Source organism: Olivibacter jilunii, assembly GCF_900607235.1.
GTDB classification, from domain to species: Bacteria; Bacteroidota; Bacteroidia; order Sphingobacteriales; family Sphingobacteriaceae; genus Olivibacter; species Olivibacter oleidegradans.
This window is the reverse complement of sequence record NZ_LR027849.1, coordinates 903,515-921,876: the sequence shown is the minus strand read 5'-3', so window position 1 is coordinate 921,876 and position 18,362 is coordinate 903,515. Positions and strand designations below refer to the sequence as shown.

Sequence of the window (18,362 nt, the reverse complement as noted above, 5' to 3'; positions counted from 1 at the left end):
TTGTTAACCAAAATACCCCTATTTATAAACATTTCCGTCCCCTCCCATATTGGGTGTACACGTAGTTTTGTCTCACAAGTTTTACAGGACTAACCAAAACAAACTAACCAAAACTTGTAAAACAAGAATTTTTTTTGTAACAAAACATGCCAAAATTACCTACTCTTTTTGCCCTACTTTGTTGCAGTTTACCACTACTGGTAAATGCACAGAAAGCTGATTATCGAAAAACTGAAAACGGAATTTCGTTGACATTTAGAAATGCTCCCGGAACGATTGATCAAAATCTAGCAATTGAATTCATTCGTGACAGCATTGTACATATCAGGTCAACTCCCTTAAACAACTCGGTAAAGCAGTCGGCCCAACTTTCCATCACCGATACACTTCAAAGTAAGTCGACGCCACACGCTATTGAGGAAACCGGGAATACCATTCACCTCAAAAACAAAGTGCTTCAACTTAGTATTTCCCTGCTGACAGGCCAGATAGCCTTCTTAAATCCTAATGGCGATACCATCTTATGCGAAATGCCAAGAAATGCCCAAGCATTTACTCCGGGCGTTGCCAACGGCGATGTGTTTTACAAAATAAAGCAAGATTTTAAAATAAGTGAAGACGAAGGCTTATACGGACTTGGCCAACATCAAAACGGTATTATGAATTACCAGGGCAAGCAAGTCACCCTTTTGCAATACAACACCGATGTTGCCGTACCCATGTTATTGTCTACAAAAAACTATGGGCTCTTATGGAATAATTACGCTATTACTAAAGTCGGAGACACGCGCGAACTATTGCCTTTATCCGGTTTAGCATTGTATGCAAAAGATAGTCAACAAGGCTGGTTAACAGCGAGCTATGTAAATAAAGAAAACGAAAAAGAGGTTTTTACAACGCGCGCCGAATCGGATATCGATTACAATGATCTGAGTGATTTATATAAATTTCCTCAAGGAATTGACCTCTCCAAGTGTTTAGTTCGTTACGAGGGTCACTTTAGCTCTCCTTTAACCGGTAAACAACGCCTACACTTTAAGTATGCAGGCTATATCAAGGTTTGGATCGACGGCAAACTTTTACAGGACCGGTGGAGGGAATCATGGAATGCCGGAACCTTCGAATTGGAATTCGCCACGGAGGCCAATGAGAAACACGCCATACAAATCGATTGGAAACCGGAAGGCGCCCAGTCGTATTTAGGAATAAATTGGCAACGCCCCATTCCACAAGCAGGGCGACGAATCTTTGGCTTCGATTCAGAAGCGGGTGATGGCATTGACTACTACTTTATTAAAGGAAGTAATATGGACCACGTAATCAGTGGGTATCGTACGCTTACCGGAAAGGCACCCGTGATGCCCAAATGGGTGTTTGGTTATTGGCAAAGTCGCGAGCGCTATAAAACGCAAGCTGAAATCCTAGAAGTAGCCAAAGAATTTAGACGACGCCGCATTCCAATTGATAATCTTGTACTCGATTGGTCATATTGGCCCGAAAAAGATTGGGGAGGCCAAAATTTTGATGCTGCACGCTTCCCTGATGCAACAGGAATGATCTCTCAACTGCATAAAGACCATTTCAAACTCATGATTTCCGTATGGCCTAAATTTAACCAAGAAGCTACCACCTATTCTCAATTCATGGAATATGGTTGGCTATATAGACGAAACATTGCGGATGGCAGGAAAGATTGGATAGGAAAAGGGTACACTTCGACGTTTTACGATCCTTTCAATGCCGAGGCAAGGCGCGGATTCTGGGACTTGCTCAATAAAAAGCTCTATCAAAAAGGTGTTGATGCTTTCTGGATGGATGCTAGCGAACCGGATATTCATTCGAATATAAGTGTTCAGGAAAGGAAAGACGTGTTTCAACCGTCTATCGGATCTTCGACACGTTATTATAATGCCTTCCCATTGCAAAATGCCAAAGGAATTTACGAAGGTCAGCGAGCGGAAGATCCTAATAAAAGAGTTTTTATGCTTACACGTTCCGGATTTTCCGGGCAACAGCGCTACGCCGCTGCCACATGGAGTGGAGATATTGCTTCTACCTGGAATGATATGAAAGACCAGATAGCAGCTGGTGTGAATTTCTCAATGTCCGGACTTCCCTATTGGACAATGGATGTTGGCGGCTTTTTAGTTGAAAAAAGATATTACCAACCTCAGGCTGCCGATCAGGAAGAATGGCGCGAACTAAACAGCAGATGGTACCAATTTGGCGCTTTTACGCCTATTTTTAGGGCTCACGGGCAGTTTCCGTTCCGAGAGCCCTTTAACATCGCTCCTGAAGGACATCCGGCCTACAATAGCATGGTATACTATATACGCCTACGTTATCGGTTGCTTCCCTATCTGTATAGCTTAGCCTGTAAAACCTATCACGACGACTATAGTATACTACGGGGATTGGCTATGGACTTCACCGGCGATACTACAACTTACAATATCAACGACCAGTTTATGTTGGGTCCGTCCTTGCTTGTCAACCCGGTCACCCGTAAAGGAGCCAACAGTCGCACCCTCTATTTACCGACCGGAACTTCCTGGTATAACTTTTACACCGGTGAACAGGTCCAAGGAGGCCAACAAATCGATGCACCTGCTCCCTTCGAGCGTATACCTGTTTTTGTTAAAGCGGGCTCCATTCTACCGTTGGGCCCCTCCCTACAGTATACTGACGAAAAAAATGATCAAGCCACTACGTTGTATGTTTTCGAAGGCGGAAATGGCGATTTCACCTTGTATGAAGACGATGGACTCACCTATAACTATGAAAAAGGAGGTTTTAACTACATTCAAATTGAATACGACGATCAAACAAAAACAGTCACCTTTTCAAAAAGAACAGGAAACTACACGGCCGCGCCTAAAAGTCGGATGTTTAACATCGTTTTTGTCAGCAAGCAACGACCTAGCGGTATAGATAGCCAAGCTAAACCCAACACAAGCGTGAGCTATAAGGGCAATAGTATCAAGGTAAAACTAACAAACAATTAAATAAACAAGCCAGCAACGGTAAGACCTAAAAACATGAATATGCTAACATTCAAAAAAACCATTAAACAGCTTGGATTATGGGCTCTTTTACTGCTATTTTCAGTACAATTGACATTCGCCCAACAAGCAATTAGAGGGAAGGTGGTCTCTACGGAAGACCGACTTCCTATTCCAGGGGTAAGTGTAAAAATCAAAGGGACCGCTCAGGGTATATCAACCGACGAAAACGGTAATTTCTCCATTAATGCCAACGTTGGCCAGTCATTGATATTTTCCTATATCGGTATGCAAGAAAAGGAAGTAAAATTGACATCCGCTGCACCTATTAACGTCGCGCTCGAGCCAACAACAGGAAATCTAGACGAGGTAGTAGTGGTAGGCTATGGCGTGCAGCAGAAAAAGTTGATAACCGGTGCCTCTGTTCAAGTAAAAGGCGATGACATTCAAAAGCAAAGCACAACCAATGCACTGCAAGCTTTACAAGGACAAACACCGGGGGTTCAGATTAGTTCAACCTCCGGACAGCCGGGAGAAAGCATGCGTGTCATCATCCGGGGTGTCGGAACGATCGCCAATGCCAGTCCACTTTACGTAGTAGACGGTGTTTTAACAAACGACATCAGTTACCTGAATCCCAACGACATCGCCTCCATGGATGTGCTAAAGGATGCTGCTTCTGCGGCTATTTATGGCTCACAGGCCGCCAATGGCGTGATACTCGTTACTACTAAAACAGGTAAATCGGATCAGCCCGCACAAATTTCCGTGGACACTTATACCGGCTTACAAAAATTGGCAAGGAAAATCGATATGCTCAATGCCAAACAATACGCCATTATTATGAACGAAGGAGCTATTAACGCCGGAAAAGTGCCTTATTTTACGAATGAAGAGATAACCAATCTCGGAGAAGGGACCATGTGGATGGACGAAATGTTCAAGGATAATGCATTAACGCAAAATTATTCGCTAAGTGCACAAGGGGGCAGTACAAAATCAACCTATTCGACTTCCTTTGCGTATACGTCGCAGGAGGGAATTGTAGGAGGTAAAAGTTTATCCAACTATGAGCGTTTCAATTATCGCATCAATTCAGAACACAACTTATACAATGACATTATACGGTTAGGAGAACATCTCACATTTACCTATTTGAACAGTAACGGGATTGGGGTAGGAAATCAATACAACAACTCGTTAAGGGGGGCTTTCAATACCAGTCCTTTGGTGCCAATGTACGATGAAGAGGGGAATTTCTATGACAACACCAATTCCTCATGGAACACCGGTGAGGCAAACCCTTATGCAACCATGTATTATGGCAATCAACATGATCGCAATAGTCAGCGTTTATTTGGCGATGTTTATTTAATAGTAGAACCTATGAAAGGCCTACGTTTTAGAACCAGCTTAGGGCTGGACTATAATGTTAATGAAAGTAGATCTTTTACCCCCATATATAGGCTTTCTGCTTATTCTTTCAATGATTTTTCCAGAATTAATCAAAATATGGGAAAGAATAAATCCCTCCTATGGGATAATTTACTTAGTTATACGTTCGATATAAAAGACGATCACCACTTTGAGGCCATGGTTGGATCTTCGGCCTTTCAATACGATGGATCGAGTATCTGGGGAGCCAATATAAATGCGGTCTTCAACGATCTAGAGCACGCCTGGTTATCTAATGCCACCAACGCTAATGATGCAGCACAGATGACTTTAAGGGGCGCACCCGATGATGCGGATAAGCGTATGTCTTATTTTGGACGGCTTAACTATAACTATAAAGGCACGTATTTATTAAATGCGACCTTTAGAGCGGATGGTTCATCGCGATTTGCGCGCGGTAATCGTTGGGGATATTTTCCGTCCATTTCTGCCGGTTGGGTTATCTCCAACGAGGCTTTTGCAGAAAGCACCAAAAACTGGTTGGATTTCTTTAAACTAAGGGCGAGCTGGGGACAGGTTGGTAATCAAAGAATAGATGCCTTTCAATTTATGTCGCCGGTAACATTCCTGAATACCAATTACATCTTTGGAAATCAAGAGGGTGTGCTTACACCGGGCGCCTATCCAAGTCGCTTAAGCAATGTTAACCTGAAATGGGAAACTTCGCAACAGACAAACATCGGCTTCGATGCCCGATTGTTACAAAATCGGCTGGACATTGCCTTTGATTGGTATGATAAAATCACAAAAGATTGGTTAATCCAGGTTCCCGTGTTGGCAACAGCGGGAGCAGACGGACCATTTATAAATGGCGGTGATGTGAAAAACACCGGTGTAGAACTTGCATTGAATTATCATGATCATATTGGTGAGTTTAACTACAGTGTAGGCCTTAATGGTACTTACAATAAAAATAAAGTAGGCAGTATACCCACTGCAGACGGAATTATCCATGGTGCCAACAATTTACTGTTTGCTAACTCCGGTGAGTTTTATCGTGCACAAAACGGCTTTCCCATTGGCTATTTCTGGGGATATAAAACAAATGGGATTTTTCAGACTGAAGACGAGGTTAACAGCTACCGCAATGCCAATGGTACGCTTATACAACCCAGTGCGCAACCGGGAGATGTTCGTTATGTTGATGTAAACGGTGACGGACAGATCGGCGAAACGGATAAAACCATGATTGGCAACCCAAACCCCGACTTTACCTATGGTTTCAGTATTACAGCTAATTATAAAGGTTTCGATTTAGCAATTCAGGCTTCGGGCGTGGCAGGTAATCAATTAGTGCAATCGTACCGCAATCATACGGATCCATATTCCAATTACACAACCGCCATACTTGACCGTTGGCACGGGCCGGGATCATCGAATACCACTCCTCGCATTACCGAAGATGCACGTAACTGGACTAACTTTTCTGACCTATACATTCATGACGGTGATTTCCTTCGTGTAAGTACCATTACATTGGGTTATGATTTCGGAAAAATCATTAAAAAGAATTATTTAAGAAAAGTTCGCCTATTTGCTTCTGTATTGAACGCCTTCACTTTTACGAAATATGACGGTATGGATCCGGAAATAGGATATGCCGAAGGATTTGCCAGTGGTGTCGACCTAGGTTATTATCCACGCCCAAGAACTTTTATGATTGGAACTAACATTACTTTTTAACCAATTATCTATTGAAAAAATGAAAAATTTCATTCTCTATACGCTTTTAGCGAGCACGTTAACATTAGGATCGTGCACGAAAGGATTTTTAGATACAGAGCCAATAACCGAATTGACGGATGAAAACTTTTATCGTACCACGGACGATGCATATAAAGCTCTTGTCGGCTGTTACGATGGTTTACAGATCGTTTGGGCCGGTGGCGTTAGCTTACCAGTTGCCACTGAGATCCTATCTGATAACTGCTTTGGTGGTACGGGTAATTCGGACGGCTTTGGTTATCAAATGTTGGACGAATTTGATCGGCTACGTTCACCCGCTGACCAAAATTTATTTGTTGATAATTGGATCGCCTATTATAAGGCAATCTATCGATGTAATATGCTCTTAGGAAAATTGGACGGTATAGAATGGGGAAACAAAGCCGATCTGCGTCCTGTATACGAAGCAGAAACACGTTTTATCCGTGCCTATTTGTATTTTGATATGATCCGGTTATGGGGGCACGTTCCTTTATTAACGGAGCCGAGCAATGAAAATATACCGCAAGCCGATCCTAATGAAGTTTATACGGTTATAGCCAATGATCTTAAGTTCGCTATAGAAAATTTGCCGGCAACATCTTACGCAAGCCAACCAACCGCCACTTATGGGCGGGTTACAAAATGGGCAGCTGAAAGTTTAATGGGCCGAGTGTTCCTTTATTATACAGGTTACTACAAGCAAACCGACTTGGCAGGCGTGGTTGACCGTAGTGCTGCACTCAACTACTTGGAAGACGTTATCAATAACGGAGGCTTTTCGTTGGTAGAGAATTTTGCTCATCTATGGCCAGCCTCCTTAGAAAACTATGTGGGAGAGGATAATAAAGAAACCGTTTTTGCTATCAAGTATACCTTTACAAGCGACTATGATGGAAATACGGATGGTAATCATTGGATGGTTATGTTTGGCATGCGCGAGCAATGGAGTTTTCCTTATGGCAACGGATGGGGTGGCGCAACTGTCAATCCAAAGTTATGGAATGCTTATAATAGAAATGATAGTCGCAGAACAGCTTCCATCATCGCCATCGCAGAAGAGGGCATCAACTTCACCAATCAAAGTAAGCAAAGAGAGTATACCGGCTATTACAACAAAAAGTACAGCCCATTGGTAGATGAAAACGGAAACAGCATTGCCGTAAACAAAGGAGGGGTCAACTTTCAAATTGGCCAATTCCAAGATTATGTATCCATTCGTTATGCGGATGTGCTTTTAATGGCAGCAGAACTTGGAAGCCCTAACGCCCAAACTTATTTTGATGCCGTACGCAGGCGTGCTTTTGGCACTAATTTTTCCGCTCAACCGGTTAGTCAGTCGGCCATTATGAATGAGCGCAAGCTTGAATTTGCGTTAGAAGGAATTCGTTACTGGGATTTACTACGTCAAGGCGTAGACGTAGCTGCTTCAACAATCGCTGAAAGCACCACCGTATTAAACGGGGGCCAAGAAGTGCGTAAAACGATCAGTGCCGGGAAAATCAATGAAACAAACGGATTACAACAAATTCCGAACAATCAAATAACCCTGTCTAATGGTGTACTGGTTCAAAATGCAGGGTGGTAACATACTAAAGCTATTAAAAATGAAAGCAAAGAAAATAAATATAGCACTGATCGTGACTTGTATCACTATACTGACAAGCTCCTGTCAGAAAAAAGACTATCAATTGGATGAACCTTTGGATAAGTCCCAAATCCAGTTCGAAGTTGTGCAAGATTTCAATGCCGATGCAGGTGGTAATACGGTTATATTAAAAAATAACACAGCTAGTACAGTATCCATATGGGATTATCAAACCGGAAAATCAACCCGACAACAAGATACCATTCATTATGCATTTAAAGGCGATTACACGATTAAGTTTTCGGCTATGACAGGTGGTGGTATTGTTGAGGTTGATTCTGTGAAAATCACAGTTACTGAGAATAATCTCAATTATGTTAGCGATCCTATGTGGACCTATATATCCGGTGGCGCCGGTCATGAAAAAACTTGGGTGCTCGACACCGACGGCCTTTTTTTTGAGGGTCCGATGACTTTTGTTGATCCCAATAATTTCTCGACTATTTGGTGGGATGCCGGGCAAGGAATCTATCCCGACAATATGGCACGAGGAGATTATGGTGAAATGACCTTCTCGCTCTTAACAAGTCCCGATTTCCGGAACATCAAGAGGATGGAAAATAACGTTCAAGAAAAAGGCACCTATATGCTAAATATAGCCGACAAAACCTTAACGATAAACGGAGGAACGATACTCAGAGGATATAAGCCGGCTAAAAACGGTATTACCGGTGTATCTAATTGGACTACCTACGAAATTTTAGCCCTTGATGAAAACACGCTGCGATTAGGAGTTTACCGTGATAAGGATGTCGACGGTGAAGGCTTAGCGCTATTGGTATACAATTTTATAGCTAAAGACTTTGCTGAAAGTCAAAATAAGTAAAAATAGAAAGCAGGCTTCGTATGAAGCCTGCTTTCTATTTTACAATTCAACACGCTTACCTTCCATAGCTGATTTTTTTGCAGCTTCTAAAATTTCTACAACAATCACATTATTGTTTAAAGAAGACAAATCGTCGTCTGCTCGCACCTCACCTTTTAAAAGGGCTTCTAGATAGGCTAAATGATTTTCGTAATACTCGTTTGTAAGCGAAATCGATTCTGGTTTCTGATGCGAAGTATACTTCAGGAGCGTGGTCCCATTTACTGCGTGCCACTGCTCTTTCGTAGTAAACACCTGTAAATCCTTAACGCTATAAGGCCAGCACCAGGAAGCTTGGATAATCCCCGTGCTGCCATCCGCATATTCAAGAACAAGGGTAGCATCATCCTCTACTTTCGGATAAATCATGGGTTTGAGCTGTTTGGTGATAGCCATAACGGCCTTCGGTCTTTCTCCGTTTTTAAGCCAAGTCATCAAATTAGCTCCATAACACCCGAAATCCATTAAAGCACCGCCCCCATTCTTTACCGGATCAGTTAACCAATTAAGGAAATCTTCGCTACATCCTATTTCTTTAGGGCCTTCATGACCATCTTTCACCATCATTTTCCTAATAGTTCCAGCTGCTTGTTCACGAAGCAAAGCTTTGAGACGTTGGTTACTTCTATACCAGGTAGTTTCGTAATTAGTTAAAAATAGCGTGGCATTCTCTTCTGCTAATTGAGCAATCCGTGCAGCTTCCCCCGTATTGGTCGCTAAAGGCTTTTCTACCATGACGGGTATTTTGAGCGGCATGCATAATTCAGCAACCTGTACATGCTCATTCGTGGGATTGTACGCGAGTACAACGGTTGGCTTTACATGTTGTAATAAGGTAGCAAGATCTTTGTAAAACAGATTCCCCGGAATTTTATACCTTGTTTGCATTCTTCGCACTAACTGTTCATCTGATTCAGCTATTCCTACTATATCAACTTTCCGTTGCTCATACAAATTCAGCAAAAGATGTACATGGTCATGGTTTAGGCCAGCCACGGCAACTTTTAATACCTCCCTACTGAATAGATGGTTAGGCATAAGCAAAACAATAGCAAGCGTTACTTTAAATAATAGATTCATGAGTGTATGGCTATTCTGTCAGGCTAAAGGTAGTGATTCAGGCAAACAAAAAGCCATTGTATCCTAATTATTGCAATTGCTCCGGTCTAACAATGTTGCGGACAATCCATTCTTCCCTGTCATTTATATTGCTTCTTTCCAGAAAAACGGTATAAGTATGTACACGGCCATCCTCCCCTTCTATATCGACACTCGTTTTGAATTCAGTTTCACTCGAGGCCTCATTTTCCTGAATGAGTTGGTGAATGTGACTGCAAACCCAGTCCTTAATCTCTTTATCTGTATGCATATCAAAAAGCTTCTTCCCTATTAATACAATTTAACAAGCGCTTTGTTGTTGACTTTATCTGAGATAAAGGATGAATTAGGCTAAACCTTTTGTCCAAAAGCGTGTTTAGAGTTAAGAATGTAAAAACAGCTCAGATGGACGCATTAATAAAATGACAGGAAGAGAGAAAATGGTAGATAATGATAAAAACAGCAGTAAAACGAAGGCTGAAGAGGATTATGTGGCACATAAAGAAAATCCAGGACCCTCACCGGAAGCATTCGAAAAAACAGACAGAGGTTCAGGAAGATTTTTATTTTTGATACTGGCGCTGATTGTCGTTATTCTGATCATTGTGTGGATGCTTACCTAAGCAGTAAAGCTGCCAATAATATCAAGTATAAAAAACAAAAAAAACGTTATTTAAAACAAGATCGGCCCTGTCTTTTATCAAAGTTTGATACCTTTGTTTTTTCTATTCTGCACAACTATTTGAGTGCTGAAGGTTTACCGGGGGAAGAGGGTCATTAACACAAACAGGTGAAAAGCAAAAGAGCGACAGCATTCGTTAGGGGTTCGAAAACACATGAATTTGGGAACACTTTTAAGAATATATTATTTTGAATAAAGTTGGAAGAATTGCACTCAAGACCATTTTATGGGTCGTTGGTAGTATCATTGGTTTAGTACTCCTGATTTTTATTTTAATTCGTATTCCAGCCGTTCAGAATTTTTTGGTCCAACAAGTAGTATCCTATCTGGAGAAAAAAATCGAAACGCCGGTTAAAATTGAAAGGGTATCGCTCGATTTACCTAAATTATTGGTATTGGAAGGTGTTTATTTCGAAGACCAAAAGAAAGATACATTGCTCGCAGGAGAGCAATTAAAAGTCGATATAAGTCTACTTAAGCTCCTAAAAAACAAAGTGGAAATAAACGAAATCGATTTAAGAGGCATTACCGTCAAGATTGACCGCACTTTACCTGACAGTAGCTTCAACTTCGATTACATTATGCGAGCATTTGTTAGTGAAGAGCAAACGCAGCCTAAGCCGGAAGATACAACCTCCAGCATGGAGTTTTCGATTGATAAGATTAATCTCAACCGTATTCGACTCGTTTATCAAGACGAAGTTATTGGTACCAATGCCGATTTCAATTTAGGCCATTTAGATACACGGATTAAGACTTTCGACCTGAACAAAATGCGTTTCGAGATTCCAAAGATCAACATCCAAGGAGTCAATACAGCTATCAGACAATGGACGGTAGCAGACTCCACAGCGATCCCATCTAGCAAAAACTTAGGAGTGGAAGCAGCCGTTGGAGAAGAGGCTCCCCTCCCCGACATTCAACTTGGCAGTGTCAGCTTAGAAGATATCAAAGCACAATACGTGGACGAAGCAAGTGCTTTAAATGCGCAAGTTCTGTTTGATCGACTTTTGGTTGATTTTAAAGACATCGATTTGAGTGGCGAGCGAATAGATATAAAACAGGCCGTATTAGAAAACAATACGGCAAAGGTATCCTTTGGAAGGATACAAAAACCAACCCCTAGCACCTTTACGCTTGATACCGGCGAAACCACACCTATAAAATGGCAAGTAAATATCTCCGACTTAATTATTGGAAAGAATAAACTTGCTTATTTTGACGCAAATCAGCCAAAAGTGGCCAAGGGCATGGATTATGGAAATCTTGATATGACGGGCGTAGACCTGAAAATGTCTGACTTTTTCTTTTCGATTGATTCGATAAGTGGGAAGCTAAACCAATTGAATTTCAAGGATAGAAGTGGCTTTACCATCACGAAAGCGGAAGCTGATTTCGTCTATACAGAAAAAGGCGCGGAGGCAAAAGACTTATACATTGAAACCCCTAACACCCTTATTCGAAACTATGCCCGGGTAAACTATCCCTCGCTGGAACAAATTACGGAGCGCATTGGCGAAATTCAATTGAATGCTAATATCCAAAAGAGTAAAATTGGAATGAAGGATGTACTCTTGTTAGTTCCGGATTTAGATACGATGGAAGTAATGAAGCCGCTACTCGGCCATACCTTTTTTGTGGACGGAAACGTAAAGGGGCGTGTTGATGATCTTCGCATAGCTAATTTGACATTTACAACCTTAGATCAAACCCGCTTGCAAGCCAGCGCACATATAAAAGGATTACCTGACATCGACAAATTCTATATCGATTTACAATTAAAAGATCTACAGACCGGAAAGCGAGACCTGGATCGCTTGGTAGCGAAGAGCATGCTGCCTGATAGCATCGAATTGCCAAAACAGCTGAACTTGAACGGTACGTTCAAAGGAGGGCTTAATCAATTTACTACCAACATGCATCTTCGATCATCTATGGGAAATGCAAATCTCCGAGCAAACTATGCCGCCCAAAGGGATACGAGTTATGATGCAGATATTACAATCCAAGATGTGAATGTAGGTCATCTGATGAAGATGGATTCAACACTTGGAAAGATATCATTTGCTGCACAAATCAAAGGGAAAGGTCTTGATCCATCTAAACTAGTAGCAGATGCCAAAGCCAAGCTGATACGTGCGGAAGCCCTGGGTTATACCTATACCAATATAAACTTAGCGGCCACAGCCAATAGTGGCGATGTAAAAGCATCGCTTAGCAGTAAAGATCCAAACATAAGCCTGGAAATGCAGGCATTTGCAAACTTGAAAGAGCGATACCCAACGTTTAACATGGATCTACTAGTGGATAGTATCAACACCAAAAATTTAAACCTGACCAACGACAATATCCGGTTTCATGGCAAATTGCTTGCTAATTTTGATTCAGCCGATCCAGATTATCTCAATGGAAAGCTGGATTTAACAAATGCTATTATCGCTTATAATACTGATCGATACGTATTAGACACGATCAGTTTGATTGCGCAGACTGACAGTAGTCAAAATCTCTTACAATTACGTTCTGAGTTTCTCCATGCACATATGATTGGATCTTATAAACTCACTTCTTTATCCTATGCTTTTCAGGATATACTAAACACGTATTATAATCCCAATCCGGCCATTAATAAAAAGACAGGCCTACCGGACACCATTCCTGCATATAGTCCTGCACAAATCGAATTTGGTGCAACTTTCAGAAGGTCACCACTCATCATCCGTGTAATGCCGGAACTAACCGAAATGCAACCTATTACTTTAGACGGCAACTTCAATAGCGAAACCAAATCGATTAACATTAAGGGTGTTGCACCGAAGGCGGTATATGCAGGCACCGATATACAAAATGTTAGCTTTGATGTCAACACTTTAGATAGTACACTCTACTACGCTGCACTTATTAATAACATTAAAGTATCCGGTATCGAAATCATGAATACACTTTTAAGCGGTACCGTAAAGAACAGTTCTATTGATGCGGGTTTGTGGATCAAAGATAAGAAAGGTAAAGAGCAATATCATTTGGGCGCTAATCTACAGGCCCGTGCCGAAGACTTTCTCTTTTCCTTAAAGGAAAACGGCCTTATGTTAAATTATGACAAATGGTCCGTTAATCCCCAAAACGCTATTAGCTTTGGCGCAAAAGGTTTATTGGCTTCTCACTTCGATCTCAGCCAAAATGGGCAAGAAATGACTATTGCATCGCAAGACTCCGTACCCAATTCACCTTTAGCCGTTAATTTCAAAAACTTTCGTATTGAAACTTTTGCTAATATGGTGGAAAGTGCAAATTTAGACTTAGGTGGCGGAATAAACGGTAATGCCTTAGTCGATCGACTCGATGGCTACCCCGTTTTTACATCCGATATAACCATCAACGACTTCTACTTTGGCAAAGACACTATTGGAGATATTGGCGTTCAAATAAATAATGCGAAGGAAAACACCTACAATGCGAATATTACTATTCAAGGAAAAGGAAACGATATTCAATTAAGTGGCGACTATATTACACCGCTTGACGCCGAATCTACGATGGATTTTGATTTGTTGGTTAATAATCTTAATATGAGTACCATCGAAGCCTTTAGTTTCGGCAATTTAAGGCGCTCATCCGGAAGCATTTCCGGAAAGCTTGATTTAACGGGAAGTTTAGATGCACCGATCATCAACGGCGATTTGATCTTTAACCGAGCCAGAATGAATATTTCCATGCTAAACGCTACGTTTAACATGGATCAGCAGCGGATTAATTTCAATGATCGAGGCATCAGCTTTAAACAATTTACCTTGACTGATAGTGTTGGTAATAAAGCGATTATCAATGGCAATATCAGAACAAAGACGTATACCGAATTTGCTTTGGGTATGGACGTAAAAGCTGATGATTTCCAGGTTTTAAATTCTACAGAGGTCGATAACAACTTATTCTATGGAAAACTGAACATCGATACCGACCTGCGTATCCGTGGCGCAGCCATGAGTCCGTCTGTGAATGGTACCTTAAGAGTCAATGAAAATACCGACATGACACTGACCATGCCAGAAACGGATCCCGGTTTAGTGGAACGTGAGGGCATTGTAGAATTTACTAGTTTGAGTCCTCGAGATAGCGCGGAGATCTTAGCGGTTTACGATACAACCGAAACGACGGGCAATACCATTACCGGGATGAACATATCCTTAAATATCGATGTGGATAGAAACGCGGCCTTTACTGTGATCGTTGATCCCGGAACCGGCGATAAATTATTTGTCAAAGGCCAGGCTCTACTTAACTTCGGTATCAATCCGGGCGGCGAGATGACCCTTGCCGGAACTTACGAAGTGGAAGAAGGTAACTATTCCCTATCCTTTAATATGATCAAAAGAAGATTTGACTTTAAAAAAGGAAGTACAATCACTTGGGGTGGCGACATTATGGACGCTGATCTTAATATGACGGCAGTTTATACCTTGCAAGCACAACCGATTGATTTGGTACAGGTTACCGGCACGCAAGCAAATTATTATCGACAACGCCTTCCTTTCAATGTCAATCTTCATATAGGGGGCAAAATGTTAAAACCCGAGATTTCTTTTGACATTGATTTGGGAACCGGCGGAAATGCCAATACGGTATCGCAAGATGTGACCCAAAATGTAGAAGCAAAACTGGCACAACTACGAGACAACCCTTCGGAGATGAACAAGCAGACCTTTGCTCTGATTGTATTAGGTAGGTTTATCGCTGAGAATCCTTTCTCCAGTGCAGGCGGATCCAGCACTGAAACGATGGTACGATCCAGCGTTAGTAGTTTGTTAACAAGTCAGCTAAATAAAATGGCCGGTGATCTAATTGCCGGTGTAGAATTGAATTTTGATCTACAATCTACTGCGGATGACTATAGCACGGGGCAAGCGCAAAATCGGACAGATCTAAACGTCGGGGTTTCAAAACGAATGTTAGATGATCGGTTGAAAGTGACCGTCGGCTCCAATTTTGAATTAGAAGGAGCTACGCAACCTGGTCAAAAGGCTACGAATATTGCGGGTGATATCTCGGTTGAATACCAATTATCAAGAGACGGTCGTTATATCGCCCGTGTATATCGAAAAAATCAATATCAGGTAACCCTACAGGGCCAATTTATTGAGACCGGGCTGGGTTTCATTATCAATATGAATTACGATGAATTCAGGGAGCTGTTTATGAGCGCTAAGCGCATTCAAAAGCTTAATGAAGAACGAGCAGAGGAGATGAAAGAGCATTTGGAAAAAAATGATGAGGAGGATGAAAACGGCCAGGATAGTGTGGAGCGCCGCAATGACCATCAACCTAAGGAGACGAAGAAAGAAGATGGGGTGGCCGAAGAAAAGAAAGAAGACATACCTGCGGATCACGTCGAAAAGTTAAACAAAGCCTACCGGAATGAGGATGAAGTTACAGAGCAAGAATCATCAGAGAAGAGCAACGATGAGAATTAAAATATACACATATATAGCGATTTCAGTACTTTTTGCTTCCTGTAGTAATATCAAGTATTTAAAGGAAGGTGAAAACTTGTATGTGAAAGGTGAGGTGGAATTGAATAACGATTCGATTCCGGACCAGTATAGAGGACCGCTAACCGAACGACTGGAGGGGGTGCTACGGCCGCGTCCGAATAAGAAGTTTTTAGGCTTACGTACCAAACTCTATTTCTATAACATTGCCGGTCAGCCCAAGAAAAACAAAGGATTTAAACACTGGTTGAAAAATAAAGTAGGTGAACCTCCGGTATTGCTCCAAGATGTAAATGTTCCGTACAATGAAAATCTCGTCAGGAATAGGTTGGAAAACATCGGCTTCTTTAATGCTTATGTAACGACAGATACGACTATTGAAAACAGAAAGGCGACGCTGAACTATGTAGCTACGACCAATAAAATTTACCGTATCAATAAAGTAACGTATGAAGCTGACACAACTACACAGATTGGAAGGGAGTTAAAATTAGCGCAGGAAGGATCGCTTTTGGTGCCCGGTAGACCTTATAACTTGGATAGGATCATTGCGGAACGCGAGCGGATTGATAATATCCTCAAGGATAAAGGTTATTATTTTTTCAGCCCTGATCACCTTTTGGTACAGGTAGACAGTATGATTGGCAATCACATGGTAGACATGAATGTCAAACTAAAAGAGGAAACACCAAAAAATGCGAAACAACCTTATACGATCAACAACATTTTCATTTATCCGGAATATTCACTAGTTCAGGGTAATTATGAAGTGGCTACTCCCAAAGATGCCGAAGAATACAAAGGCTTTTATTTTATAGATCCACATCGGACCTTTCGAAAGTTTGCACTCGCCAGAACGATGTTTTTCCATAAAGGCGATCTTTATAACCGAGATCGGCAAAATCAAACGATTAGCCAGCTTGTCGGAATGGGAACTTTCCGCTTTGTTAAAAATAACTTTATGTTGGCCGATCGTGGAAAAAGCAATAAATTAGATGTCCATTACTACCTTACGCCACAACAAAAAAAGGCTGTACGTGTTGAATTGCTTGGTAAAACAGCTGCTGTTTACAATGGTTCCGAGGTTAACGTCAGCTGGAGTCATCGAAATGCGTTCAAAGGAGCCGAACTTTTACGTTTAACTGCTTATGGCGGCTACGAAGTGCAATCAGGTGGTGGTATCAATATCAACTCCAATTTTTACCGTTATGGTTTAGAAGCCTCCTTAACTTGGCCACGTATCATTGCTCCTTTTGGTTGGGAGCCTACGCGTCGGTTCGTCCCGCATACTACCACGCTGGTAGGCTACGAATTTCTAAATAGAAGACAGGCCTACCGTTTGAATTCGTTACGTTTTGCATGGGGCTATAACTGGCAGGAATCCGCAAAAAAAACACATCAACTGAACGTATTAGACGTTGCTTACGTGCAACCGGTAAATGTAACCCGCTTTTACGATAGCTTAGCTACAGAGTTTCCCTATTTACAAAGAGCGATCGACCGACAGTTCACCTTTGGTCCGAACTACAAATTTACCTATACCAATACCATGGAAACCGACAGGAAACATACCTTTTACTTTTCCGGTGGTTTGGATCTTTCCGCCAATACCGTTGGCTTGATTTTGGGATCAAACGTAAAAAAAGGGAAGCAAGACAGTATTTTTAACGCTGCATTTTCGCAATATATTAAAACCGAAATTGAGTACCGTCATTATATGAAACTGGGGCAAAATCGGACGCTTGCCGCTCGTGCTTTGTTTGGTTATGGTTATTCCTATGGCAATTCGACTCGACTTCCCTATGTGAAGCAGTTCTTTGCGGGTGGGCCTAACAGTCTACGTGCTTTTAGAGCCCGGGCAATTGGTCCGGGATCTTATAACCCCGAGCGATTTGGAAACGATAATTTCGTTCCGGATATGACCGGTGATATCCGCATGGAATTCAATTTAGAGTATCGGTCTAAGATTGTTAGTATATTAGATTGGGCGGCCTTTATCGACGCCGGTAACATTTGGTTACAAAATGCAGATACGGTATTTCAAGGTGGTAAATTTTCCAAGAATTTCTTTAAGGAATTAGCGGTTGGCGGCGGCGTGGGGCTCCGCTTTGATCTGACTTTCCTCATTTTAAGAACGGATCTTGCTATTCCACTCCGTATCCCTTATTTACCGGATGGCCAGCGCTGGGTTTTCAATAAAATTAATTTTAGAGACCCTGATTGGCGACGTGATAACTTGGTCTTCAACTTGGCTATTGGTTATCCGTTTTAGTTATACGTTATAAGTTTTTGAGTTGTTAGTAGCAACGGTAACACGATTTACCCCATATAAGTAATAGCATACAACTTATGACTTATAACTTACGACTTGTTTTGCCATTCCCATTCCTTTTTACTATTTTACCATCGTGCGGAACTGAGG

The 18,362-nt window shown here is 41.7% G+C and carries 9 protein-coding genes; 7 read left to right on the top strand and 2 right to left on the bottom strand.

Annotation, left to right across the window (positions count from 1 at the left end; all coding sequences use genetic code 11):
- Positions 1-146: 146 nt before the first annotated feature.
- Genes E0E36_RS09955 through E0E36_RS09940 form a run of 4 tightly spaced genes read left to right on the top strand, consistent with a single transcriptional unit; the run spans position 147 to position 8,635 of the window.
- Complete coding sequence (locus tag E0E36_RS09955) at positions 147-3,005, top strand: glycoside hydrolase family 31 protein (protein ID WP_130855816.1); 2,859 nt, start codon at positions 147-149, stop codon at positions 3,003-3,005.
- A gap of 39 nt (positions 3,006-3,044) precedes the next feature.
- The gene (locus E0E36_RS09950) at positions 3,045-6,140 is read left to right on the top strand and encodes a SusC/RagA family TonB-linked outer membrane protein (protein ID WP_130855815.1); all 3,096 of its coding nucleotides are present in this window, start codon (positions 3,045-3,047) and stop codon (positions 6,138-6,140) included.
- A gap of 19 nt (positions 6,141-6,159) precedes the next feature.
- The gene (locus E0E36_RS09945; RefSeq protein ID WP_207303745.1) at positions 6,160-7,749 is read left to right on the top strand and encodes a RagB/SusD family nutrient uptake outer membrane protein; all 1,590 of its coding nucleotides are present in this window, start codon (positions 6,160-6,162) and stop codon (positions 7,747-7,749) included.
- A 19-nt stretch (positions 7,750-7,768) separates the two neighbouring features.
- On the top strand, positions 7,769-8,635 hold the full coding sequence (locus E0E36_RS09940; protein ID WP_130855814.1) for a hypothetical protein: 867 nt from the start codon (positions 7,769-7,771) through the stop codon (positions 8,633-8,635).
- A 39-nt stretch (positions 8,636-8,674) separates the two neighbouring features.
- Here the strand turns inward: E0E36_RS09940 and E0E36_RS09935 are convergent, their stop codons facing one another.
- Together E0E36_RS09935 and E0E36_RS09930 are read right to left on the bottom strand one after the other, a co-directional pair.
- Complete coding sequence (locus E0E36_RS09935; RefSeq protein WP_013667179.1) at positions 8,675-9,754, bottom strand: Gfo/Idh/MocA family protein; 1,080 nt, start codon at positions 9,752-9,754, stop codon at positions 8,675-8,677.
- A gap of 67 nt (positions 9,755-9,821) precedes the next feature.
- Positions 9,822-10,043 carry a hypothetical protein gene (locus E0E36_RS09930; RefSeq protein WP_130855813.1) on the bottom strand — a complete coding sequence of 74 codons (222 nt, stop codon included), beginning with the start codon at positions 10,041-10,043 and terminating at the stop codon, positions 9,822-9,824.
- Positions 10,044-10,194: 151 nt separating this feature from the next.
- Between E0E36_RS09930 and E0E36_RS09925 the strand changes: the two genes are divergently transcribed.
- The 3 genes from E0E36_RS09925 to tamL all read left to right on the top strand — a co-directional run bounded on the left by E0E36_RS09925 (position 10,195) and on the right by tamL (position 18,212).
- Positions 10,195-10,395 (top strand): hypothetical protein, encoded by a 201-nt coding sequence (locus tag E0E36_RS09925; protein WP_130855812.1) that lies wholly within the window; start codon positions 10,195-10,197, stop codon positions 10,393-10,395.
- Between the two features lie 247 nt (positions 10,396-10,642).
- The gene (locus E0E36_RS09920) at positions 10,643-15,922 is read left to right on the top strand and encodes a translocation/assembly module TamB domain-containing protein (RefSeq protein ID WP_130855811.1); all 5,280 of its coding nucleotides are present in this window, start codon (positions 10,643-10,645) and stop codon (positions 15,920-15,922) included.
- Positions 15,912-18,212, top strand: a complete 2,301-nt coding sequence (gene tamL, locus E0E36_RS09915) for a translocation and assembly module lipoprotein TamL (protein ID WP_242627174.1) — start codon at positions 15,912-15,914, stop codon at positions 18,210-18,212. The genes E0E36_RS09920 and tamL overlap by 11 nt, the downstream gene beginning before the upstream one ends.
- Positions 18,213-18,362: the final 150 nt, after the last annotated feature.

Bases quoted from the DNA above. Each gene is read 5' to 3' on its own strand.
- E0E36_RS09945 (WP_207303745.1), top strand. From the start codon at position 6,160: ATGAAAAATTTCATTCTCTATACGCTTTTAGCGAGCACGTTAACATTA.
- E0E36_RS09925 (WP_130855812.1), top strand. From the start codon at position 10,195: ATGACAGGAAGAGAGAAAATGGTAGATAATGATAAAAACAGCAGTAAA.
- E0E36_RS09935 (WP_013667179.1), bottom strand. From the start codon at position 9,754: ATGAATCTATTATTTAAAGTAACGCTTGCTATTGTTTTGCTTATGCCT.
- E0E36_RS09955 (WP_130855816.1), top strand. From the start codon at position 147: ATGCCAAAATTACCTACTCTTTTTGCCCTACTTTGTTGCAGTTTACCA.
- E0E36_RS09950 (WP_130855815.1), top strand. From the start codon at position 3,045: ATGCTAACATTCAAAAAAACCATTAAACAGCTTGGATTATGGGCTCTT.
- E0E36_RS09930 (WP_130855813.1), bottom strand. From the start codon at position 10,043: ATGCATACAGATAAAGAGATTAAGGACTGGGTTTGCAGTCACATTCAC.
- tamL (WP_242627174.1), top strand. From the start codon at position 15,912: ATGAGAATTAAAATATACACATATATAGCGATTTCAGTACTTTTTGCT.
- E0E36_RS09940 (WP_130855814.1), top strand. From the start codon at position 7,769: ATGAAAGCAAAGAAAATAAATATAGCACTGATCGTGACTTGTATCACT.